Here is a 19,878-nt window from a genome sequence, read left to right on the forward strand (position 1 = left end):
TCCGACGGATGGGTGAAGATGGAGATGGAGGTAAAGGGCGTTGAAGTCCATTACGTCTATAATCCCCGGACGCGAGAAGCGCTCGACTTCAAGTTCAAGGACCGCAGCGAATGAGTAGCGACAGCACGGAACACCCCCGCTCCGGGACTGGCGGTGAAGATGTCCTTGCTGCCGGAACGCGGGTGACGGTCGTCCAGGACCCGTCCTGGGAAGGCCCTTGGGCGCAGGAGTTCCAAGGCAAAGTCCTTGACTTTGAGGACCCTGAACCGTTGCAGCACCCCATGGCTCACCAAGGTGAAATGGTGTACTGGGTTCAGTTCGACGAACCCCAGTACGACTGTGACGGTGACGGTCCCTACCGGAAAGCCCAAGTCTGGGGCCGCTATTTGCGGAGAATTCCGGCGCCTTAGCCGAAAAGGCTGAACCCGCTCACGGGCGCGGTCCTCGCTCCTCTTCGTGCGAGAACCGCGCCCGGCCGCCTTTCTAGGTCTCGGGCGGCGGTCGGTAGTACGACCTGGTGGTCTCGTAGCTGTCGTGGTCCATGAGTTCGGCCAGGACGTCGATGGCGAGACCGGCGTCCGCATGGCGCTGGGCGAAGGAGGGATCATAGGACAGCAACGCCGACGGAAACGAGGCATTCCCGTGCGAACAGACCGGCCAGACACGAGGACCAGGATCGTCAGCGGGACGTCGACCTCGTGCGACGCTTGCCCCATGCTTGGGCAGGGCTGGGAATCGCACGCTCCCGGGATCGTCCCTTCACCGTTCTCCGACACAGCCGGGAGGGGATGTGACCTGGCTGGGAGTGGTGATCTGGTACAACGGCTGACTTCCAGGACGCCGTAGCAGGTGGCCGGGTCTCGCTCGGGGCCGAGGGCTCGAAGCGGTGTGCTTCGCCGAGCCGGGCGTATCGGCGCGTCCGCGGCGTGCGGCGCCTCGAGGCCGTGAGGGTCGCGCAGTGGGGCAAGCGGCCGGACCCCTCATCGCCAGCCGAGTCCGAGCGGGCTTGCCTTCAAGCGCACTTGAACCCCTAGCGTCGGGGTCGTGACAAAGACGAACGAGACGAAGACGTGGATCATCACGGGTGCGAGTTCGGGCCTCGGCCTGGCGCTGGCCGAGGCGGCACTCGGGGCTGGCGAGCAGGTGGTCGGGACCGCGCGGCGGGCCGACCGGTTCGACGGGCTCAAGGCGCGGTACGGGGACCGGCTTCTCGCCATCGAGCACGATGTGCGTGACACGGCGGGGGCGGACGCGGTGGTGCAGCAGGCGCTGGAGGTGTTCGGTCGGGTTGACGTGCTCGTCAACAATGCCGGTGCCGGCCAGGTCGGTACCGCCGAAGAGATCACGGATGCCGATCTGCGGGCCATGCTCGAGCAGCATCTGTTCGGCCCGGCCGCCTATGTGCGTGCCGTGCTGCCCCATCTGCGGGAGCGCCGCTCGGGCGCGATCGTGCAGATGAGCAGCCAGGGAGGGCGGATGTCGTTCCCTGCCGTCGGCAGCTACTCGGCCGGAAAGTTCGCGCTCGAGGGATGGTCGGAGGCGCTCGCGGGTGAGGTCGCGCCGTTCGGCATCCGTGTCCTGATCGCCGAGCCCAGTCGCTTCCGCACCGCGTTCAACGCCCCCGACGTGCTCAACACAGCGCGGCAGAGCTCCATCTACGACGATTCCGTCAGTGCCGTGCGTGCGAACATGGCCGAGGCCGACGGCATTCAGGAGGGCGATCCGGCACGTGCCGCCCAGGTGATCCGCGACATGCTCGACACCCCCGACGCGCCGCTCCGCCTCCCCCTTGGTGCCGAGGCGGTTCGCAATCTCACCCGCGTCTACCGGAGTGGGCTCGACGACGTCAAGAAATGGGCGTCGGTGAGCGAGTCGGCGGACTTCCCAGGGCTGCCGCCCGCAGTGCGCGCGTTCTGATCGCCGTAGGCTGCGGGCCATGGCCACTGAAGCGCTGATCGAACGTATCCTCGCTGCCGGCGACGGGCCGTCCTCATCGGCGATCGCTGCTCTGCACGAGCTCCTCGACGACGCCACGATCGAGGCCTCGGCGATGCCCAAGAGTGTCGCCGAGGCCGCCCGGCTGGTCGGCCTGTCGACGCACACCCTCCGGTACTACGAGCAGGAAGGGCTCGTGCGGCCCGCTCGCAACACGTCCGGGTACCGGGAATACTCCGCGCTCGACCTGCGCCGTCTCGTCTTCCTCACCCGGATGCGCCTGTCCGGCATGACCATGACCGACCTCAAGTGCTACATCCTGCTCGTCGAGCAGGGCCCGGACACCATCCCGGAACGCCGCCGCATCATGCTCGACCAGCAAGACCGCATCAAACGGCAGATCCGTGAACTCCGTCTGGCGCTGGAGATCACCGAGTACAAGATCCACGTCTACGACGGACACCCGGAAGACTGACGCCCGCCCTTCGGTCCCACGGCCTGAGGTGAGGCCGACGGAGCGGGTTCGGGCGATCGCCGTCCAGACGAGGACGGGCACGACGGCGAAGAGCCACGGTGCGACCCGGCGACTCCTGGCCGGCAGGGTGCGGGGCGGGGGGCGGATCCGTGGTCGCGCAGGCGGTGTGGCGGCTCCTGCGGTGCCTGATTGTTCCGGGGGATGCCTGCGGCCTTGGCGCCTTCGCCGGAGAGCGATGCGCGGCGGTGTTCGCAGAGACGAAATCAGGATCCGGCCCGGCCAGGCACGGCGTTTGCCGTCGGCGTGCCGAATGCTGGCGGATTGGCATGCAGCCGCTCCGGCCGTCCCCCTTTCGTCCCGGCGTCGCTGGTGCCGACCGCCGGTCAGGCCCTGTGCACCTCACGCCGGTAACCGCCCGGGGCCTGCCCGTACTCGCGCTTGAAAGCCTTGGCGAAGGCGTACTCGGAGCTGTAACCGGTGCGCGCGGCGATCTCGGACAGCGGGACGTCGGACTCCCGGAGGAGCCGCGCGGCAGTCGTCATCCGCCAGCGGGTCAGATACGTCATGGGCGGTTCACCGACCAGATCGCTGAACCGGCGGGCGAAGGCCGCACGGGACAGGCCCGCGCGGGCGGCCAGCGTCCCCACGGTCCACTGGAAGGCGGGCTTCTCATGGATCGCCGCCAGGGCCGGTGCGACCGCCGTGTCACCGAGCGCGGCGGCCCAGCCCTTGGCCTGCGCGGCCGGGCGTTCCTCCAGCCAGGCGCGCAGGATGTACAGGAGCAGCGAGTCGATCAGCGCGGGCACGATGCCCGCGGAACCCGGCCGCGGCTGTTCCAGCTCCGTGCGCAAAAGCTGCACGGCCGAAGCCAGTTCGGGATGCCGCAGGGGATCCGCGGGCAGATGGATGATCTCCGGCAGCTGCCGCACGAGGGGATGGGCGCGGGCCTGGTCGAGGTGATAGTTGCCGCACAGCAGGTTGGTGGCGGCGCCCACGCCGCCGACGGTGACCGTGCCCAGCGGTGAGCCCGGGCTGAACTGCGAGGCCCGCTCGACCTCGGAGGGGGTGTCGGGGTGGTCGGCCAGGATGTGACCGCGCCCGTCCCGAAGGAAGACCACGTCGCCCGGGCCGAGCGGAAGGGGCGACAGATGGGCCGTGTCCTCCAGCGGGACGAGCCAGCACGTACCCGACAACACCACGTGGAATCCCGCACCGGCCACGGGGGGAAGCCTCAGCCCGAAGGGCACACGGCCGGTGGTCCGTACGGAGACCGGCCGACCGGTACGCATCGAGGCCAGCACCTCGGTGAGGATGTCCAACTCCCGCCCCTCTCCCCAGACCTCCCGGTCTTCCTCCGCACTCTAACCCGCCCTGCTCAGGCCACTGTCAGGACGACCTTGCCGCGCGTGCGGCCGGATCCGACCAGCTCGTGGGCCTTCGCCGCCTGTTCGAGCGGGAGCGAAACGGAGACGTGCGGGCGGATGCGGCGGGCGTCGACCAGGGCCGCGATCGCCTCCAGGGAGGCGTAGTCCGGTTCGACCGAGACCCCGGCGAAGCGGCGGCCCTCGTTCTCGACACGGGCGGCAAGCTCGGTGTTCCAGTGCTCCATGATGCTGACCAAGGTGCCGCCGGGCCTCAGGACGCTCAGCGCCCGCTCACCCTCGGAGCTGGAGTCGAAGACGACGTCCATGCCTTCGGCCGCATCGGTGTAGTCGGTGGTGCGGTAGTCGATGATCTCGTCCGCCCCGAGTTCGTGTACGAAGTCGTGGTTGGCGGCGCTCGTCAGCGCCGTGACGTGGGCGCCGCGCGCCTTGGCGATCTGCACCGCGAAGTGGCCGACGCCACCGGCCGCCCGGTGGATCAGCACCCGCTGTCCCTCGGCGAGACGGGCCGCGTCGACCAGGCCCTGCCAGGCGGTCAGGGCGGCCAGCGGCACGGAGGCGGCCTGCACATGGTCGAGTGCCGCGGGCTTGCGGGCCACCTGGCGCGAGGGAACCGCCACGTAGTCGGCGTAGCCGGTGGCGGCACGCGGGAAGAACGGCAGGCCGAAGACCTCGTCCCCGACCTTGAAGCGGGCACCGGGCCCGGCTTCCTCCACGACACCGGATATGTCCCAGCCGACACCGAACGGAGGCTCGCCCAGGAGCGGGTAAGCGCCGGAACGCACCGCCACGTCGACCGGGTTGACGCCGCTCGCGTGAACGCGGACCAGGACCTCACCGCCGAGCGGGGCCGGCTTGTCCCTCTCGACGAGCTCCAGGACCTCGGGGCCGCCGAAGGACTTCTGGATGACAGCACGCATGGTGAACTCCCTCTCGCTGGGGCGGTCCCGGGGTGGCCGCCCTTCGTGTGCCTCCACACTAGGAAGATCGAACGAGCCGCTGAATATCCTTCAGTCTTCGAAAGATGTCCGAGCGTCCACGGCGCCTGAGGGGGCACACAACCTGCCTGGACGAGGTCGAGGTTGCCGGCCCGCTGACTTCCGGCGCCTTGACGCGGCCGTGACCGACGGCCCCTGCGTCGCCCGCCCCGATAGCCGGAAGCGTGTAGACGAGGAGATCGCCATGGAAGCGCAGTTGCTCTCGGTGCCACGAGCAGCCCCTGGCCGCCCGCCTGCGCCGCTTCGACAGCATTCGCTGCTGCCCAGGGTTCGGAGGGCGCCGGTTCCCTCGGGAGGGGCGAGGAGGGCCGGCGCTGGCCGACGGGGGCGGCGGTCCTGCACGCCGCCTCTCGTTACGACCGTACGAGCCCTGTGGCCGGGGTGCCGTTCCGTTGTCCGTGCCACCCCGACGCCGCGCGGAGGGTTATCAGCATCCGCGGTTCAGAATGAGCCTTTTCCAGGCTGGTCGTAGCAGCCACCAGTTGGACGCTCCTGCGCAACGACGAAGCTCCTGGTAGACGGTGCCATGACTAAGATCCACCGTGCTGCCAGGAGCCTCGCGTGCTCGTCTACCCGTCGTCCATCGACCTGTCCAGTCACACCCTGCGGTATCTGGCCGGACAACTCACCTCCCGGTGGCAGGAGATCGGTACGCGGTGGCGACGGCTGACACCAGGGCGTCAGGCCCTGCTCGCCCTCGCCCACCTGCGGTGTGGTGACACCTACGCCCAGCTCGCCGCCGGGTTCGGTATCGGGATCGCGACCGCCTTCCGCTACATCCGCGATGCCGTCGACGTACTGGCCGCCCTCGCCCCACGACGAGACCGAGCCGTGCGCCGACTCCTTCGTCCTGGACGAGGTCGGCGTCCTCTACCTGAGCGGCCGGGCACGTCCGTGATTTCGGTGAGATCCTCACCGGCCGCCTCGGTGCCACGCTCCCTGCCTGGATCGACGCCGTCGGCGCCAGCCGGCTGCCTGGGCTCACCGGCTTCGCACTTCACCTGCGCCGAGACCTCGACGCCGTGACCGCCGGCCTCACTCTCGACTGGAGCTCCGGCAGCATCGAAGGCGCCGTCAACCGCATCAAGAAGATCAAGAGACAGTTCTACGGCCGAGCCGGATTCGAACTCCTACGCAAGATGATCCTGCTGCAGTAGCCCGGAAGCGGACTCTTGCTGATGCGGGTTCGACGGGCTAGAACTTCGTGTGATCACTTTTGTGTGTGCCGCCTGTGCTCGCCCTCTGACCAGGGCTGTGCAGCTGTCTGAGACGCTGGTCAGGCCTGAGTTCGACGGACGGATCGGGCCCGACGGGTCCCGCCGGGCCCCGGCCACCATGGACCAGGGGTTCTATGCTCTGGAGCCCGAGCCATGGGGTGCCCCGTTGCTTCCCACGGACGAATGCGTCGCAGTATTTCCCGGAGGTCCGGCTGTTGCCGATCCCGACGGAGACGGGTTCCTCACGTCCGGAGGCCCCCGAAATACGATCGTTCTCCATCCCAACGACGCGCCGGACCTGCTGCCCGACCTTGAAGGGGTCCACGGAGGCTGCTGCGGGCTGCATGGCCAGGACGGGCTGAATCAACTGTGTCCTTGCGGCACTGCAGTGGGAACAGAGATCAGCGAGTGCTACACCGCGTACGAACTCCACCTTGACCCAGCACGCGTCTATGCACGAGACGTCACCATCGCCTGATCACTGTCGGAGTTCGTGGGACAGATCAACAGGTACGGATCCGAGGCTCAGACCCTCCCGCGTCCTCGAACACCGCGATAACTCTCCGCGACGGCTCCCCAAAATCTGTGCCAGAACCCACTACCGCTCGATAAAGCCAGCCTAGGCCAGCTCGGTGTCGGCGGCCAGCGGACGGTGCACCGTCGCATCAGTGCGGATGATGTTCGCAAGAACCTCTTTTCGTCTATTCGCTTGTGCGATCGTGCGGGTGCCGACAACACGGCGATCCCGGCAGGGGAACTGCCGGGAGTGCCGGTTGGCAGGTGCGGGCTCCTGATCCGTGCACCGGAACTGTAGGTGGCTGTCGTCAGCCGGTGTGGAGATCTGGCGGTCTGACGTGTGGTCATCAGTCGGGTGGGGCAACTGGGCCCAGTCGTCAGGTGGTGCGGCGGGAGCGGGCCAGTACGAGGCCCCCGAGGACCATGCCGATCAACCCCAGGACCACCGCCACGACAGCCCCGCCCAGACCGTTGCCGGTCCCGACCCCACCGGCGGAGGTGGCCGCGACCAGCGCACCGAGGGCCGCGCTGATCAGCCCCGCCGCCACGGCCACGGCGCCCCTGCTCGGCCCCGACAGGATGCCGACACGACCGGTGGGGCGGGCGAGGGCCAGTCCGCCGATGACCAGGCCGGTCAGCCCCACCAGTGCGGCCACGAGGGCCCACAGGCGTCCGGCGCTCAAGTCGTAGGCAGTGGCGGCGACCTGCTGGACCGAGACCCCGGCGGCGTCCGAGGCCGGATGGACGGCAGGGGGCGCGGCTGCCGGTACGGCGAGCCCGGCACCGCCGATCAGGGTTCCTCCGGCCACGGCGAGCACATAGCGGACCGACATGACGTACTCCTTCTTCTCCTGCGGCTGAATGCCCTCCGAGCATGTCCGCCGGACCCACCGCCGGTCGTCCCGCGAACGCAGACACTTCGCGCTGCCGCAGACGCCGCAGGAAGCGGCGAAAGTACCGCAGGTGCGGTAGCCGGCCGATCGTCCGCCCGCACGAGTCGCCCGTGCGGACATCCGGCTAGGGTGCGCGCATGGGTACAGGACTGTCCGGCGTGGGGGCCGGGGCCAAGGACTGGGCGATCGCCGCCTGTGTGGCGGCGGCACTGCTGGTCACCGGGCTGTCCGGGCAGCACTCCACCAAGCCCCTCGACCTTCTCGGCTACGCGCTGCTGGCGGCCGGCGGCCTGGCGCTGGCCGCACGCCGTCGCGCTCCCGTGCCCGTCCTGGCCGTCACCGGGGTGAGCGCGGTGGGGTACCAGGCGGCCGGTTTCGACGTGCCTGCCGTCGCGTACCTGTTCGCCGTGTACGCCGCCGTACGTGCGGGACACCGGGGCGTCACAGCGGCGGCGAGCGTGATCCTGCTGGCCGCCCTGCCACCCGCGGCCATGGCCTCGGGCCTGCACGACACGGGAGAGGCGTTCGCACAGGCCCGAGGAGCCCTCGAGATCGCCTGGCTGGTCGCTGCCGGAGCCGCGGGAGAAGCACTGCGGCAGGCCGAGCAGCGCGCGGACGAAGCCGAGCGCACCCGGGAAGAGGCCGCGCGGCACCGCGCCGACGAGGAGCGGCTGCACATCGCGCGCGAGCTGCACGACTCGCTCACCCACCAGATCTCGGTCATCAAGGTGCAGGCCGAGGTCGCCGTCCACCTCGCACGCAAGCGCGGCGAAGATGTGCCAGAAGCCCTGCTGGCGATCCGGCAGGCCGGCGGCGAGGCGGCCCGGGAGCTCCGGGCAACCCTGGAGGCGTTGCGCGACGACGGCACGGCGCCGGCGCACGGACTCGACCACGTCCCGGAGTTGGTGGAACGGGCCCGGACCACCGGCCTGGACGCGACACTGACGATCGAGGGGCGGCGACAGGACGTACCGGCCGCGGTGGACCGGACCGCCTACCGGATCGTTCAGGAGTCGCTCACCAACATCGCCCGCCACGCCGCCGCGGCGACGGCGTCGGTCCGGATCGCCTACGGCCCCGACGTCCTCGCGATACGAGTCGACGACGACGGGACGGGCGCGCCCGGCCCCGCTTCCGCTTCCGCTTCCGCTTCCGCTTCCGCTTCCGCTTCCGGCGTCGGACTGCTCGGGATGCGCGAACGAGTCACCGCCTTGGGCGGCCGGCTACGGGCACAGCCGCGCGGTGAAGGCGGCTTCACCGTACAGGCCGAGATTCCCGTGGACCGAACCTCATGATCCGTGTTCTGCTCGTCGACGACCAGCCGCTCCTTCGCAGCGGATTCCGCGCGCTGCTGCAGGCCGAGGACGACATCGAGGTGGTGGCCGAGGCCTCCGACGGGAACGAGGGCCTGGCGCTCGCCCGTGAGCATCTGCCCGACGTCGCGCTCGTCGACGTCCAGATGCCGGTCATGGACGGCATCGAGGCGACCCGGCGTATCGCCGCCGACCCTGCACTGGCCGATGTCCACGTCGTCATTCTCACCAACTACTGCTTTGACGCGTACGTCTTCGACGCGCTGCGGGCCGGCGCCGCCGGATTCATCGTCAAGGACATCCGGCCGGACGACTTCCTGCACGCCATCCGCGTCGCCGCGCGCGGCGACGCGCTACTCGCGCCGTCGATCACCCGCAAGCTCATCGACAGGTACGTCACCCAGCCGTTCGACAACCGCACCGACGCGGGGCTGAACGAACTGACCAACCGTGAACGCGAGGCCGTCGTCCTTGTCGCGCAGGGCCTGTCGAACGAGCAGATCGCCCACCGCATGGTGATCACCCCGCTGACCGCGAAGACCCACATCAACCGGGCCATGGCTAAACTCCACGCCCGCGACCGCGCCCAGCTCGTGGTTCTCGCCTACGAATCCGGCCTGGTGGTCCCGGCATCACGCCGCCCGTGACATCGCATCGCAGCATGGTGCTTTCCGCTCAGGCTGTCCGCTGAACGGATCGATGCTGCGGAACAACACCGACGGTGAGGGCCGGTCGCGGGGTCGGCGTCGGCGTCGGCTGAGTGGCTGCTCGTACGGAACCTGGACCGATACGCCCCCGGTGTCGCGCCCAGCTCCTGCTGGAAGGTCCGCCGCAGTGTCTCCGGGCTGCCGAACCCGGCGTGGCGGGCGACCCCTCCTGCGGGGCGGTGCCCGAGCAGCGTGGTCGCGCTTCCAGCCGTACCTGCTCCACGAAACGCGCCGGCGTGGTGCTGGTCTCCGCACGGAACAGCCGTCAGGTGCCGGGCGCTGACGCCCACGCGCCGTGCCAGGCTCTCCAGCGCGTGGTCGCCGGACGGCTCGGCGGTCACGGCGTCGAGCACCGTGCGCAGCAGCGGCGTACGGGGTTGTCGTACCCGCCACGGGCGCTGAACTGTGACGGACCGCCGGGCCTGGCCAGGAACACCACCAGGTGCTGGGCCACGGCTCGCGCCGCGTCCGCGCCCAGGCCTCCTCGACCAGCGCGAGCGCCAGGTCGATTCCGGCGGTCACCCCCGCGGAGGTGTGGAAGTCCCCGTCCCGTACGAAGAGGGCGTCGGCGTCCACGGCGACCTGCGGGAACCGCCGGGCCAGCGACTCCGCCAACTCCCAGTGGGTCGCCGCCCGTCGCCCGTCGCCCGTCGCCCGTCGCCCGTCCAGCAGACCGGTCGCCGCCAGCAGTGCTCCGACGTCCAGCAGCTCAGGATCTGCCTTCAGTCTGCGGGTCATGCCCCGCAGTGCACCCAGAAGAAGACACGGCGGGAGTGGTGGAAGACGGTCGGCGATGCCGCGTCCCGGACGATGGCGGTCTCCTCGCGGGCGATGCGGCTGTCGGGGACGGCGATGCCGACGACGGTGGTCATGCGTACCTCCGGGCGGTGTGGTGTCATCCCACCCAACCGCGAGCCGGTCGGCGACCGGCAGTGTCCACCAGGACACACGACCCTCGGATCAGGACACGGGGACCGGGGGGCGTAGCGCCATAGGAGCGTGCCGGGGGGCGCTGGGGCGTGTTCGGGGGCGCCGAGGCGTGCCCATGACGCTGGTACGCCGAGCGGTCGCCTGCCGGTACGCGCACGCGTCGCCGTCCGCGGTGTGGGTGGTGTTCACGGCGGTCGGTGGCCGGTGGCGGATGGTCGACGGTCGGCGGTTGCTGGTCGGTGGCGGTCGACAGAGACGGCGGCTGCCGGCGGGCGGTGGTGGGCCATCTTCGTGACGTGGGCTGTGCTCGGCGACCGGAGGTGCCGCACGGCTGGACGGGGTACTCCGTTCACTTGACCTCGTGTCGAATAATCCGGTTATCGCCTCATGTGCTTACGTTTCTGGTGAAGCCTTCCCCCCTTCTTGCACCTGGGAGACAGAACATGCGTCAGTCCGTACGTATCTGGGGTTCCGGAATCGCCGCCGCAGCCGTGGTGGCCGCCTCCGTCGGCACCGCGGTCGCCGTCGTCTCGCCGTCGCCCGCGCAGCACAAACCGGCGACCGCGGTCCCGTCCCACTCGGCCAAGGCCTCCGCGAAGAACGTGCGCGCCTGGCAGCAGTTCCGGATCCGGGGGGTCGCCAAGAACGTGTCCCCCGGCAGCAGGGTCACCCTCCAGCAGAAGCTCGGCGACCGGAACTGGGTCACCCTGCCCGCGTCAATGCACACCAACTCGCGCTCGATGTACAACATGCGCGTCATGCTCGGCATGAAGGGCCACAACAAGCTGCGCCTGGTCGACAGCCGGAAGCGGGTCGTCTCGCCCGTCATCGACGTCTGGGTGCGCTGACCACCCGGGCGTGTCGTGCCCGGCGTCGCTCGCTTACGGAGGCGGGTTGGGTCTCGTCGTCGGGCACGCACGGCGACCCAGCGCAGGCGTCGGCCGCCCGACCGGCGGGAGAGCCTCCCGGCAACCCCGGGTGCCCAACCGCATCCTGACGTCACCATCGAGATGTACGAGTGAACGGCCGGGCCGTCCAGGTCCGCCTGACCTCACAGTTCAGCAACGTGGCGAGCTGAGCGAACCAGTGCCGCGAGGACGGCGGCGCGTTCTCGTGGTGAGCGAGCGTCATGTGAGTCGCCGCGGCAGGGGAATCGAATGGCCTGCACGCGGGACGGATCAAAGATCCGCGTCGCCGACGTAGGCCGCGGCCTCGCATACGACGCGACGCATGCGAGGACCGCCGCCAACCCGCCTGCTCCCGGGCGTTCCCGGCCTAGTTCGGATCATGGTCCTTCGGACCTGCCCTGAACCGTTCGCCAGCGCGGGGCCTCGTCATCGGGGAGATCCGGCGAGGCGAAGTGGAACGGCACCCCGAGGTAGTCGGCCAGGGCCCGGCCCGCCTCGGTCGCGGCGGTAGCCGGCGGAAGGTCGCCAGGGCGGTAGTGGACGGTCGCCAGGTGGCCTTCGCCGGCCGGACAGTCCAGGACGGCGACCAGCAGCACGAACCAGTCGTGGACGGTATCGCCGTCCCAGAGAGCCTCGACGGCGGCCACTCGGCCAGGCAGGGCTGCGGCGCGGGTCGCGAGGGCGGGGACATCGAGCGAATCAGGCGGGCTGTACTCCACACGATCGCCAAGGGCCTCGTAGCGCGCGTTTACCACCTGCTCCGCCTCGTGCAGGCCCAACCGCAAAGGGCGCAGTGCCTTCCACACTGCCTTGACCGCCGTCATCCGGCGGTCACGCAACACGCTCGCGTCGACCTCCTGGCGGGTCCGCTCCTCCAAGTAGGCCCACCAACCGCTCACGGAGTGTCCTTCGCGTCGGCTTCCATCGCGCGTGTCGTGCACCGACCGTATGTCACCGGTGGGACGGACCGAGCGGCGATGGCCACCGGGCGGTGCGCGGACCACCTGGGGCAGACCATGGTTGTCCGGCCCCAGTGGAAGCCTCCGTTCCTCGTCCGTGGGGCCCCGGTCCTGATCACGCCCATGCGGCAGCCACTACTCGTCGACAGCGGTGGATGTCGGCCGCCGTCGACCGCATGCGCGGCCGTGGGCCGCCTCACACCGGCCTCGGCTCGTCCGCCGGTCGGCGCAGCGGACCACCGACGGGAACTGGCTGACGGGTCGCGCCCACATGCTCGCCCACGGGCGAGGCCGGCTCGTCGGCGGCGCCGAGCCACGGGAAGGCGCGGTCAGCTCAGGTTCGGTGGCGTCCAGTCCGCATGCCGCTGGATGGTGCGGACCGGTGGTGCGGGAGGGCGCCAGCCGGAGTGCGGTGTTGCGTACGACGATGGCCGCGGGATCATCCAGTTGTCCGCGTGCCGCACGCCTCGCGGCGGCTTGATCACCGCATGCCGCTCCGCCCGGTTGCCGGTGAACCGCCGGGGCGACACCGTCCGGTTGACCGTCGACGCCGAGCAGAACGACAGCCCGGTGATCGAGCTGTCCGTACCTGAGCTCCGCCACTTGCTCGACGGCGCCGAGCGTGAGCTACCGACTTTCTTGGCGCCGCCGCCGATTGGGCGCGCCGGTACCTGCCGGGCACCTCGCCCCCGTGACCGCCGCCCTGGCGGAGTGTCATCTCTTCCGCCGAGATGACGTCACTCGGCCGTCAGATGCTTGCGAGGAGGCCATCAAGTGGCGCGGGAACGCGGTCGGGGTCGAGGGCCTCGACGAGGACTCGGCCGTAGTGGATCTTGCGCCCCTTCTTCGTACCGAGGAAGCGCCGCAACTGCTGCTGTGAGGTGCGACCCCGCTGGGCGGGCTGACGCAGGAAGGTCTGGAGCGGGCGCAGATCACCCTCAGCCTGGACGAGTTCCTCCACCCGTGTCACGCCCAGCGCGCGGATGAGTTCGTCCTCCAGGTCCGCCGCGCAGACGAAGAACCCTTGCTGTGGTGCGCTGGCCCGCTCCCAGCCGCGGGCGTAGTAGCGGCGCTCCGCCTCATCGCACAGTCCCGCGAGGCGGAGGCCCAGACCGGGTGGCCCGAGGAGTCGGGCGAAGCGCCCGACGCTCATCGCGCCGCCCATCGACAGGACGCAGACCCCTTCGGCCGCCAGGTCCCGCCCCCGACTCGCGGCCAACGCGCCGACCGCTGCGACGTCGCTCGGGCCTTCGAGCAGGACGACTGCCCGGACGGACAGCCGCGCGGCCAGCTCGCGCGCGGGTTCGCCGGGACCACCTGCTGCCCAGGCGATGACCGCCTCCTGGAAGGACGTCATGTCAGTCATGAGACGAGTCTCAACCCCTGCAGATCACCGTGCCAGAGAATTTCCGCCGGCGCGTCGATCAGCGGTGAGTCAGCCGGGCAGGGGGATCGCATACGGGTCACGGAGGAGGGAGGATGCCTTCCTCCTGGGCGACGTGGGAGCAGGCCATGGCGGCGGCCGTCATGCCGAGCCGGTCGAGCACCTCGATGGACTCCAGCAGGATCCGGGTGTCGGCCTCCGCCATGGCGTTGCCGTCGCGGTTCCGCTCGGCCAGTTCCTCGGGGGTCGTGGCGGTACGCAGCGCGGTCACCCGTGCGGCCAGCACCTCACGTGCGGCCTCCATCGCGACGATGCCGCGTACTGCGCGGGCGATCTCCTCATCGGTCATGTCGTTCATGCCCTCTCAGACGGTGCACACCCGCCGCTCGTCACATCCCTGTCTCTGCCTGTGACCAGGAACACTCGCCGTGACCAGCGCGCTCGGGGCCGTCCGGCTCCCTGGGCCGTCGCAGCGTTCCTGGCCCGCGCGGAGCCAGGGGCGCCTTGATGCAGCCACGAGGCCTCGCGCGCGTTCCGTCGCCGGGGCCCGACGTCGCCGACGGTCACCGAACTGTGTTGCCGCCTGCCGCCTCGGCAGTGATGAGCGCTCCATCCCATGTACCACGGTCGTCCGGCGATGGCGCGGGCGGAGGCTCTTCGCGTCGGCGGGTCCGAGCGGCGCAGCAATCCAGCGGCGCAGCATCGGAGCGGCGCAGCATCGGAGCGGTTCCGACAGCGCAGGCCCAAGCGTCTGGGGATAGAGGGATATGGGACGGCTCCTGAGCTTGTTCGTCGACTTCCGCCGCCTCGGCCACCGGCCCCGCACCGAATCCATCGGTGTACACAGGGGTGTACTCGGGCGCAAGCGGCCGACGCCGGAGCACGGTGGACGGGTGACCCAGTCGCCATTCGATGACCGTCGACCACTCGATGACCGTCAACCACTCGGTGACCGTCGGCCGCCTTGGATCTGCGTGTGCTGCGCCTGAGCCCCCTGCCCGACCCGTTGCGCAACCGGCTCCTTTCGCCCTGGGGTCAGCCGGTGAAGGACTCGGGGCCGAAGCGGCCCCACGCGACGAACGCGGCCAGGACGAGGTAGATCAAGTCGCCCGCGATCGTCACCCTCTCACCACGGCGGAGGCGCGTCGTGACCGCGCCGACGAAGAGCAACACCAGCCCCGTCGCGGCCAGCGGTACCAGAACCGGAGCGATATCGAGGGCGGCGGGCAGGATCAGGCCCGCCGCGGCCAGGAGTTCCACGGCACCGATGGCCTTGAGGGCGCCGGGGCTGAAGTCCTCGACCCATCGGGTGGAGGTGGCCATGCCGGCCATCTTCTCCTTCGGCACGAACATCTTGGCACTGCCGGCCAGGCAGACAACGGCCAGCAGCCCGGCAATGATCCACAGCGCGAGGTTCATCTCAGCTCCTTGATCGGGTTTCCGCATCCCCTGAGACGAGACAGCACCCCGGCCTGTGACATCCCCGTACACCAGGGAGCATGGAGACTCGGGTCACATTCGTCCGTGTCACAGACGGTCGCGTCATCTCGTCTCAGGGGTGTAGCCACGGATGGCACGGAGGGAGCACCCCATGGACGCGCGACTGAACTACTTCGCCAGCCCGACCGCTGGCAACGCCCTCAAGCACCTCATGTCGGCGGGCAGGGCGATCAAGGACTCGCCGCTGCCGGCCGCGGTACAGGAACTGGTGGCGCTGCGCGTGAGCCAGATCAACGGCTGTGCCGTCTGCATCGACATGCACACCAAGGAGGCCGCCGCCGCCGGCGAGACCTCGGTGCGGCTCAACCTGGTGGCGGCGTGGCGGGAGGCCACCGTCTTCACCGAGGCCGAGCGTGCCGCGCTGGAGCTGGCGGAGCAGGGAACCCGGGTCGCGGACGCGGCCGACGGAGTCAGCGACGAGGTCTGGGCGCGTGCGGCCACGCACTACGACGAGGAGCAGCTCACCGCTCTGGTGGTCCTGGTCGCCTTCATGAACACGGCGAACCGGCTGAACATCATCGCCCGGCAGCCGGCCGGCGACTACGAGCCCGGGCAGTTCCACTGAACGGAACCGGCACGGGCCAGCGATCCGTGTCGGCAACCGATACCGGGGCGGCTGCCGGCCCCGTACGGGCCGGTGTTGCTCCGGCCCGCCGGCAGAACGGATGATCATCAGACGACCCCCGCCCCGCGAAAGACCGCGGGGCGGGAGGGAATCAAGGGGGAATCGGCGTGAACAAGGTCGAGGAGTTCGAGGAGCTGCGGCCGCTCCTGTTCTCGATCGCCTACCGGATTCTGGGCAGTGTGAGCGAGGCCGAGGACGCGGTGCAGGAGACGTGGCTACGCTTCGACGGCTCGACGACCACACCCACGTCGGCCAAAGCCTTTCTGTCCGCCACCGTGACGCGCATCGCGATCGACGTGCTGCGCTCCGCGCGGGTGCGGCGGGAGCAGTACGTAGGGCCGTGGCTGCCCGAGCCGCTGCTCAGGGATCCGTACCAGGATCCGGCGCGCTCGGCTGAGCTGGCCGACTCGGTGTCGATGGCGGCGCTGCTGCTCCTGGAACGGCTCAGTCCGCTGGAGCGGTCGGTGTTCGTGCTGCGGGAGGTGTTCGCCTTCGGGTTCGACGAGGTCGCGGCGGCGGTGGGGCGTTCGGAGGCGGCGTGCCGCCAGCTGCTGGTGCGGGCGCGGCGGCACGTGGAGGCCGGGCGGCCGCGGTTCGCAGCGGACCGCCAGGAGCGGCAGGAGCTGGCGGCGCGGTTCTTCCACGCGTTGCGAGACGGGGACGTGAGCGCGCTGCAGAGCCTGCTGGCCGCCGACGTCCAACTGGTCGGGGACGGCGGTGGCAAGGCGCCCCAGCTTGCCAGGACCGTCATCGGCGCCGAGAACGTGGCCCGGCTGCTGGCCACCGCCTTCCCCCAGATGGCCCGGGTCGAGGTGACGTTCGTACCGCACGAGGTCAACGGCCAGCCGGGAGCGGTCTTCCGCGACCGGGACGGCAAGGTGCTCCACACTCTGGCCCTCGATGTGCTCGACGGGCAGATCCAGACCATCCGCTCGGTGATCAATCCCGACAAGCTGAGCCACCTCGGGCCGGTCGCCGACGCGTGGGCCGTCGACCGCGAGGTGAAGGCGGCCCGCCGGAAGGCGAGGTGACCGGCGAGCGGCGCGGGCCGGCTCGCTCGCCGGCAGCTCAGGTCAGCGGCGGGCCGGACGGGCGACCAGGCTTCTGAAGCGTCGTGTACGTGGCGGGGCGCGGCGTGCTCGGCCGCGGGTCGGGAGCCGCCTCCGGCACGCGGAAAAACGACGATCGGCTTCCGGGTGGTCTCCGTACACTGACAGGCATGGCATGCCGCATCAGTGAGCTGGTCCTCGACTGCGCCGACCCCGACCGTCTCGCCGCGTTCTGGAGGGAGGTCCTCGGCTACGTGGAACTCGGCCGGGAGGACGACGGAAGCATCGAGATCGGGCCGCCCGATGCCGGCTTCGGCGGTCTGCAGCCCACCCTCGTCCTCAGCCCCAGCAGCGACCCCCGGGCCGGGAAGCTCCCGCTGCACATCGACGTCAACCCCACCGACCGCGACCAGGACGCCGAGCTGGAGCGGCTGCTCGCTCTCGGCGCCAGGCCCGTCGACGTCGGTCAGACCGGCACCGAGAACTGGCACGTCCTGGCCGACCCGGAAGGCAATGTGTTCTGCCTCCTGCACTCCCGTCTCCAGCCCCTCTGACCGTGTGCACGTGCGTGTCCCGTCGCCGAGCAGCTCGGTCGCCTCTCTCAGGTGGCGTGGAGGACGCGGAAGCGGTCGGGTCGTGCCGGTTCCCGGTGCACGACCTGGGTCGGCGGCCAAGCCCACTGCCACACGCTGATGCCGGGCGTGCGCGAGAACCGGATCTGCCCGCGGGTGCCGTCGACCGCGACGCGCGGCCAGGACGCGGCGATGCGCGCCCGGTCCGAGCCGTGAGAACGCAGCATGTGGGCGAGGACCGCGACAGTGTCGTAGCCCTCGAACGCGACGAAGGAGGGCGCTGCGGCCAGCCGCTCGCGAAGGGCCTTCCCGACGCGAACACCGAGTGGGGTGAGGCGCTCGGGCAGGTAGCGCAAGAAGGGGATCGCGACACCGTCGTGGCGTAGCGACGTCGACCATGCGGCGAACTCCGGTTGTCCGGCTGGGGCACCGATCATCAGCTCGGCGAGGCGCTGATCCCGGCGGACGGACGTGACGATCGGCACTGCCGGCCCGGGGAAGCCGACCAGGAGAAGGAGAGCAGTCGCGCGGCTGTCGACGAGTTGGTCGCACACGGCCGCGGGGGCGAGCGCGCGTACATCGAGTTCGATGACGGTGCCGCCGCGTGGGGAGAGGTGGTCCCGGAGGACGCGGGTTCCCGAGGCCCAGTAGACGCTCGGTTCGGTTGCCACGGCGATTCGACGGTGGCCCGCGCGGAGGAGGAAGTCCGCGTAGATCCGCCAGCCGTGCGACTGCGCCGGGGCGAGGCGCGCGACCCAGTCCGTCGGCTCGTCGGTGAGAGTGTCGAGCACCGCCGACGAGCAGAGGAACGGCACTCCGAGCGCGTCGGCCGTGGCGGCAGCGGCGCGCGCGACGACGCTGTGATACTCCCCGGCCACGGCAGCCACGCCCAGGCGGGCCAATTCCTCCACGGCCGCAGCGGCCCTCTGCGGGTCAGCGGCGGTGTCTCGGATCACCAGTTCGAGTGGTCTTCCACCGATACCGCCGTTGTCGTTGACCTCGTCTGCGGCCAGCTCGAGCCCAGCGAGCAGGTGACGGCCGGCCTCGACCCAGCCGGGCCGAGTCAGCGGAACGAGGGCACCGATCCTGACGGGTGTTTCGTCGGAGCGTTCCGTTGCGTGTCGCGATGGTGGCGCATTCATACGTTCGCTTCTCCCTGTGCCGGTGATTCGGCTGCGCTCAACGGCGCGCCGTCGCACCGGTGTCGTATCGCTCCACCCTGCCCCACCACGCCGGACGATCGACGGGAGACCCCTGTCGCAGGAGTGCGGCGGGGCCTGCGGGAAGCCGGCCCTTCGCAGACGAGGGCCTGTCCGTCGGGAACGGAACCCGCCCGCAGAACTCGGCCTCGATCACATTGACGTAGAGCGATCCATCCCGCAACCAGTCGCCGTTGACGTTGAACGTCAGCTGGTGCTTCCCGTCCTGCGTTCCGACCATCGCGGACAGCGAGCCGTTCGTACGGCCGCTCTTGCCCACCACCTTCAGGCCGCAGGACAGCTCGGCGAACTCGACTCCGAGCCCGTACCCGATCCCCTCCCCCGCCGGCACCTCGTCGAGCATCGCCTTGAGCTGCGCCGGGGGCAGCAACTCTCCTCGCATCAGGGCCCGGTGGAACCGGTTGAGGTCGCCGCTCGTGGAGATGACATCGCCGGCCGCGCCCAGCCAGGTCATGTTCTGCTCGGTGGCGTCATGGATCTCGGCGTCGGGGCCATCCTGGTGGAGCCGGGAGTAGCCGACGGGGTGCGGATGCGGCATCTGTGGCGCCGTTCCGGGGAACGAGGTCCCACGCAGCTTCAACGGCTGGAGGATCCGGCGGGTGACCTCGCGCCCGTACGAGCGGCCCGTCGCCTTCTCGATGACCATCCCGGCGATCACGAAGTTGGTGTTCGCGTACGACGGCGCGTTCTGCGGGTCGGGTAGTGGCGGGTACTTCAGGGCCGTCGCCACCAGCTCCTCGGGCTCATGGCTGTCGTACCGGTGCTCCGGAAAGCCGGGGCCGGCGGCGTTGTGTATGAACGCGGGATCCGAGGTGTAGTCGGCGATGCCGCTGGTGTGGTTGAGGAGCTGACGCAGAGTCACCTCGCTGCCGTCGTAGCCGTTGCCCTGAAGCAGGCCGGGCAGCCACGTCTCCACCGTGTCGGCCAGGCTCAGCCTCCCTTCCGCCTCCAGCTGGAGCAGAACGGTCGCGACGAACGTCTTGGTGATGCTGGCCCCGCGGAAGCGATCGCGGGCGGAACGCTCACGGCCCGTGCCGGTGTCCGCGTACCCGGACGCGGCGAACCAACTGCCTCTGCCGTCCTGGACCTCGGCTGCCGCGCCGGGAAGTCCACCCTTCTCGACCAGATCACGCAGCGCGGTCCGGGTCGCCTCATGGCCGTGCTGCGACTGCGCCGCGTGTCCGGCCGGGGCGAGTGCGGTCGCCCCGACGGCTGCGGCCACCGCCAGGGCGACTGCGACGGTGCGTAAGGCCCGCTGCTTCATGGGTGTGTGCCTCCGGGGTCATCGCGGGGCC

The 19,878-nt window shown here is 70.2% G+C and carries 21 protein-coding genes and 1 pseudogene; 10 read left to right on the forward strand and 12 right to left on the reverse strand.

What is annotated here, in order from left to right:
* Positions 1–483 precede the first annotated feature (483 nt).
* The gene (locus ACGF5U_RS27835; protein ID WP_392716352.1) at positions 484–618 is read right to left on the reverse strand and encodes a hypothetical protein; all 135 of its coding nucleotides are present in this window, start codon (positions 616–618) and stop codon (positions 484–486) included.
* A 426-nt stretch (positions 619–1,044) separates the two neighbouring features.
* Here ACGF5U_RS27835 and ACGF5U_RS27840 point away from each other — a divergent pair, with 426 nt between their 5' ends.
* Positions 1,045–1,917, forward strand: a complete 873-nt coding sequence (locus ACGF5U_RS27840; RefSeq protein WP_392716354.1) for an SDR family NAD(P)-dependent oxidoreductase — start codon at positions 1,045–1,047, stop codon at positions 1,915–1,917.
* A 19-nt stretch (positions 1,918–1,936) separates the two neighbouring features.
* Entirely contained in the window at positions 1,937–2,410 is a 474-nt protein-coding gene (locus tag ACGF5U_RS27845) for a MerR family transcriptional regulator (protein ID WP_392716356.1), read from the forward strand.
* 383 nt (positions 2,411–2,793) lie between these two features.
* Here ACGF5U_RS27845 and ACGF5U_RS27850 read toward each other — a convergent pair whose 3' ends face one another.
* Positions 2,794–3,729 (reverse strand): AraC family transcriptional regulator, encoded by a 936-nt coding sequence (locus ACGF5U_RS27850; RefSeq protein WP_392716358.1) that lies wholly within the window; start codon positions 3,727–3,729, stop codon positions 2,794–2,796.
* Positions 3,730–3,785: 56 nt separating this feature from the next.
* Positions 3,786–4,712: an NADP-dependent oxidoreductase gene (locus ACGF5U_RS27855; protein WP_392716360.1), complete on the reverse strand. Its 927-nt coding sequence runs from the start codon at positions 4,710–4,712 to the stop codon at positions 3,786–3,788.
* 639 nt (positions 4,713–5,351) lie between these two features.
* Here ACGF5U_RS27855 and ACGF5U_RS27860 point away from each other — a divergent pair.
* Positions 5,352–5,624: pseudogene (locus ACGF5U_RS27860) on the forward strand (transposase family protein); the annotation flags it as partial.
* A 74-nt stretch (positions 5,625–5,698) separates the two neighbouring features.
* Positions 5,699–5,947: a transposase gene (locus tag ACGF5U_RS27865; protein WP_392716623.1), complete on the forward strand. Its 249-nt coding sequence runs from the start codon at positions 5,699–5,701 to the stop codon at positions 5,945–5,947.
* A 953-nt stretch (positions 5,948–6,900) separates the two neighbouring features.
* Here ACGF5U_RS27865 and ACGF5U_RS27870 read toward each other — a convergent pair.
* The gene (locus ACGF5U_RS27870) at positions 6,901–7,356 is read right to left on the reverse strand and encodes a DUF6223 family protein (protein ID WP_392716362.1); all 456 of its coding nucleotides are present in this window, start codon (positions 7,354–7,356) and stop codon (positions 6,901–6,903) included.
* Between the two features lie 197 nt (positions 7,357–7,553).
* On the opposite strand from ACGF5U_RS27870, the gene ACGF5U_RS27875 reads away from it, so the two are divergent.
* Together ACGF5U_RS27875 and ACGF5U_RS27880 are read left to right on the forward strand one after the other, a co-directional pair.
* Positions 7,554–8,711: a sensor histidine kinase gene (locus tag ACGF5U_RS27875; RefSeq protein WP_392716364.1), complete on the forward strand. Its 1,158-nt coding sequence runs from the start codon at positions 7,554–7,556 to the stop codon at positions 8,709–8,711.
* The gene (locus tag ACGF5U_RS27880; RefSeq protein WP_392716366.1) at positions 8,708–9,376 is read left to right on the forward strand and encodes a response regulator; all 669 of its coding nucleotides are present in this window, start codon (positions 8,708–8,710) and stop codon (positions 9,374–9,376) included. The genes ACGF5U_RS27875 and ACGF5U_RS27880 overlap by 4 nt, the downstream gene beginning before the upstream one ends.
* On the opposite strand, the gene ACGF5U_RS27885 is transcribed toward ACGF5U_RS27880, so the two are convergent.
* Positions 9,334–9,789 carry an AraC family transcriptional regulator gene (locus ACGF5U_RS27885; RefSeq protein ID WP_392716368.1) on the reverse strand — a complete coding sequence of 152 codons (456 nt, stop codon included), beginning with the start codon at positions 9,787–9,789 and terminating at the stop codon, positions 9,334–9,336. The genes ACGF5U_RS27880 and ACGF5U_RS27885 overlap by 43 nt on opposite strands.
* Before the next feature lie 381 nt (positions 9,790–10,170).
* Positions 10,171–10,308, reverse strand: coding sequence for a hypothetical protein (locus ACGF5U_RS27890; protein ID WP_392716370.1), 138 nt, complete (start codon positions 10,306–10,308; stop codon positions 10,171–10,173).
* Positions 10,309–10,809: 501 nt separating this feature from the next.
* On the opposite strand from ACGF5U_RS27890, the gene ACGF5U_RS27895 reads away from it, so the two are divergent.
* Positions 10,810–11,214: a hypothetical protein gene (locus ACGF5U_RS27895; protein WP_392716372.1), complete on the forward strand. Its 405-nt coding sequence runs from the start codon at positions 10,810–10,812 to the stop codon at positions 11,212–11,214.
* 437 nt (positions 11,215–11,651) lie between these two features.
* Here ACGF5U_RS27895 and ACGF5U_RS27900 read toward each other — a convergent pair whose 3' ends face one another.
* The 4 genes from ACGF5U_RS27900 to ACGF5U_RS27915 all read right to left on the reverse strand — a co-directional run bounded on the left by ACGF5U_RS27900 (position 11,652) and on the right by ACGF5U_RS27915 (position 15,036).
* Positions 11,652–12,173, reverse strand: a complete 522-nt coding sequence (locus ACGF5U_RS27900) for a hypothetical protein (protein WP_392716374.1) — start codon at positions 12,171–12,173, stop codon at positions 11,652–11,654.
* An 808-nt stretch (positions 12,174–12,981) separates the two neighbouring features.
* Complete coding sequence (locus tag ACGF5U_RS27905) at positions 12,982–13,599, reverse strand: TOPRIM nucleotidyl transferase/hydrolase domain-containing protein (protein WP_392716376.1); 618 nt, start codon at positions 13,597–13,599, stop codon at positions 12,982–12,984.
* A gap of 97 nt (positions 13,600–13,696) precedes the next feature.
* Positions 13,697–13,975 (reverse strand): hypothetical protein, encoded by a 279-nt coding sequence (locus tag ACGF5U_RS27910; protein WP_392716378.1) that lies wholly within the window; start codon positions 13,973–13,975, stop codon positions 13,697–13,699.
* A 677-nt stretch (positions 13,976–14,652) separates the two neighbouring features.
* Complete coding sequence (locus ACGF5U_RS27915; RefSeq protein WP_392716380.1) at positions 14,653–15,036, reverse strand: DoxX family protein; 384 nt, start codon at positions 15,034–15,036, stop codon at positions 14,653–14,655.
* A gap of 172 nt (positions 15,037–15,208) precedes the next feature.
* On the opposite strand from ACGF5U_RS27915, the gene ACGF5U_RS27920 reads away from it, so the two are divergent.
* The 3 genes from ACGF5U_RS27920 to ACGF5U_RS27930 all read left to right on the forward strand — a co-directional run bounded on the left by ACGF5U_RS27920 (position 15,209) and on the right by ACGF5U_RS27930 (position 17,345).
* Positions 15,209–15,682, forward strand: coding sequence for a carboxymuconolactone decarboxylase family protein (locus ACGF5U_RS27920; RefSeq protein WP_392716382.1), 474 nt, complete (start codon positions 15,209–15,211; stop codon positions 15,680–15,682).
* Positions 15,683–15,849: 167 nt separating this feature from the next.
* Positions 15,850–16,773 carry an RNA polymerase sigma-70 factor gene (locus tag ACGF5U_RS27925; protein ID WP_392716384.1) on the forward strand — a complete coding sequence of 308 codons (924 nt, stop codon included), beginning with the start codon at positions 15,850–15,852 and terminating at the stop codon, positions 16,771–16,773.
* Positions 16,774–16,961: 188 nt separating this feature from the next.
* Positions 16,962–17,345 carry a VOC family protein gene (locus ACGF5U_RS27930; protein WP_392716386.1) on the forward strand — a complete coding sequence of 128 codons (384 nt, stop codon included), beginning with the start codon at positions 16,962–16,964 and terminating at the stop codon, positions 17,343–17,345.
* Between the two features lie 47 nt (positions 17,346–17,392).
* Here ACGF5U_RS27930 and ACGF5U_RS27935 read toward each other — a convergent pair whose 3' ends face one another.
* Both ACGF5U_RS27935 and ACGF5U_RS27940 read right to left on the reverse strand, forming a co-directional pair.
* A complete protein-coding gene (locus tag ACGF5U_RS27935; protein WP_392716625.1) occupies positions 17,393–18,505 on the reverse strand; it encodes an ABC transporter substrate-binding protein in 1,113 nt (370 codons plus the stop codon).
* 37 nt (positions 18,506–18,542) lie between these two features.
* On the reverse strand, positions 18,543–19,847 hold the full coding sequence (locus ACGF5U_RS27940; RefSeq protein ID WP_392716388.1) for a serine hydrolase domain-containing protein: 1,305 nt from the start codon (positions 19,845–19,847) through the stop codon (positions 18,543–18,545).
* Positions 19,848–19,878: the final 31 nt, after the last annotated feature.

Origin of the sequence: Streptomyces sp. NPDC047886 (genome assembly GCF_043204435.1) — a bacterium.
Lineage (GTDB): Bacteria > Actinomycetota > Actinomycetes > Streptomycetales > Streptomycetaceae > Streptomyces.

Coding starts and splice junctions, on each gene's coding strand:
- ACGF5U_RS27845 (WP_392716356.1), top strand. CDS start 1,937: ATGGCCACTGAAGCGCTGATCGAACGTATCCTCGCTGCCGGCGACGGG.
- ACGF5U_RS27855 (WP_392716360.1), bottom strand. CDS start 4,712: ATGCGTGCTGTCATCCAGAAGTCCTTCGGCGGCCCCGAGGTCCTGGAG.
- ACGF5U_RS27870 (WP_392716362.1), bottom strand. CDS start 7,356: ATGTCGGTCCGCTATGTGCTCGCCGTGGCCGGAGGAACCCTGATCGGC.
- ACGF5U_RS27875 (WP_392716364.1), top strand. CDS start 7,554: ATGGGTACAGGACTGTCCGGCGTGGGGGCCGGGGCCAAGGACTGGGCG.
- ACGF5U_RS27880 (WP_392716366.1), top strand. CDS start 8,708: ATGATCCGTGTTCTGCTCGTCGACGACCAGCCGCTCCTTCGCAGCGGA.
- ACGF5U_RS27890 (WP_392716370.1), bottom strand. CDS start 10,308: ATGACCACCGTCGTCGGCATCGCCGTCCCCGACAGCCGCATCGCCCGC.
- ACGF5U_RS27895 (WP_392716372.1), top strand. CDS start 10,810: ATGCGTCAGTCCGTACGTATCTGGGGTTCCGGAATCGCCGCCGCAGCC.
- ACGF5U_RS27905 (WP_392716376.1), bottom strand. CDS start 13,599: ATGACTGACATGACGTCCTTCCAGGAGGCGGTCATCGCCTGGGCAGCA.
- ACGF5U_RS27910 (WP_392716378.1), bottom strand. CDS start 13,975: ATGAACGACATGACCGATGAGGAGATCGCCCGCGCAGTACGCGGCATC.
- ACGF5U_RS27915 (WP_392716380.1), bottom strand. CDS start 15,036: ATGAACCTCGCGCTGTGGATCATTGCCGGGCTGCTGGCCGTTGTCTGC.
- ACGF5U_RS27920 (WP_392716382.1), top strand. CDS start 15,209: ATGGACGCGCGACTGAACTACTTCGCCAGCCCGACCGCTGGCAACGCC.
- ACGF5U_RS27930 (WP_392716386.1), top strand. CDS start 16,962: ATGGCATGCCGCATCAGTGAGCTGGTCCTCGACTGCGCCGACCCCGAC.
- ACGF5U_RS27935 (WP_392716625.1), bottom strand. CDS start 18,505: ATGAATGCGCCACCATCGCGACACGCAACGGAACGCTCCGACGAAACA.
- ACGF5U_RS27940 (WP_392716388.1), bottom strand. CDS start 19,847: ATGAAGCAGCGGGCCTTACGCACCGTCGCAGTCGCCCTGGCGGTGGCC.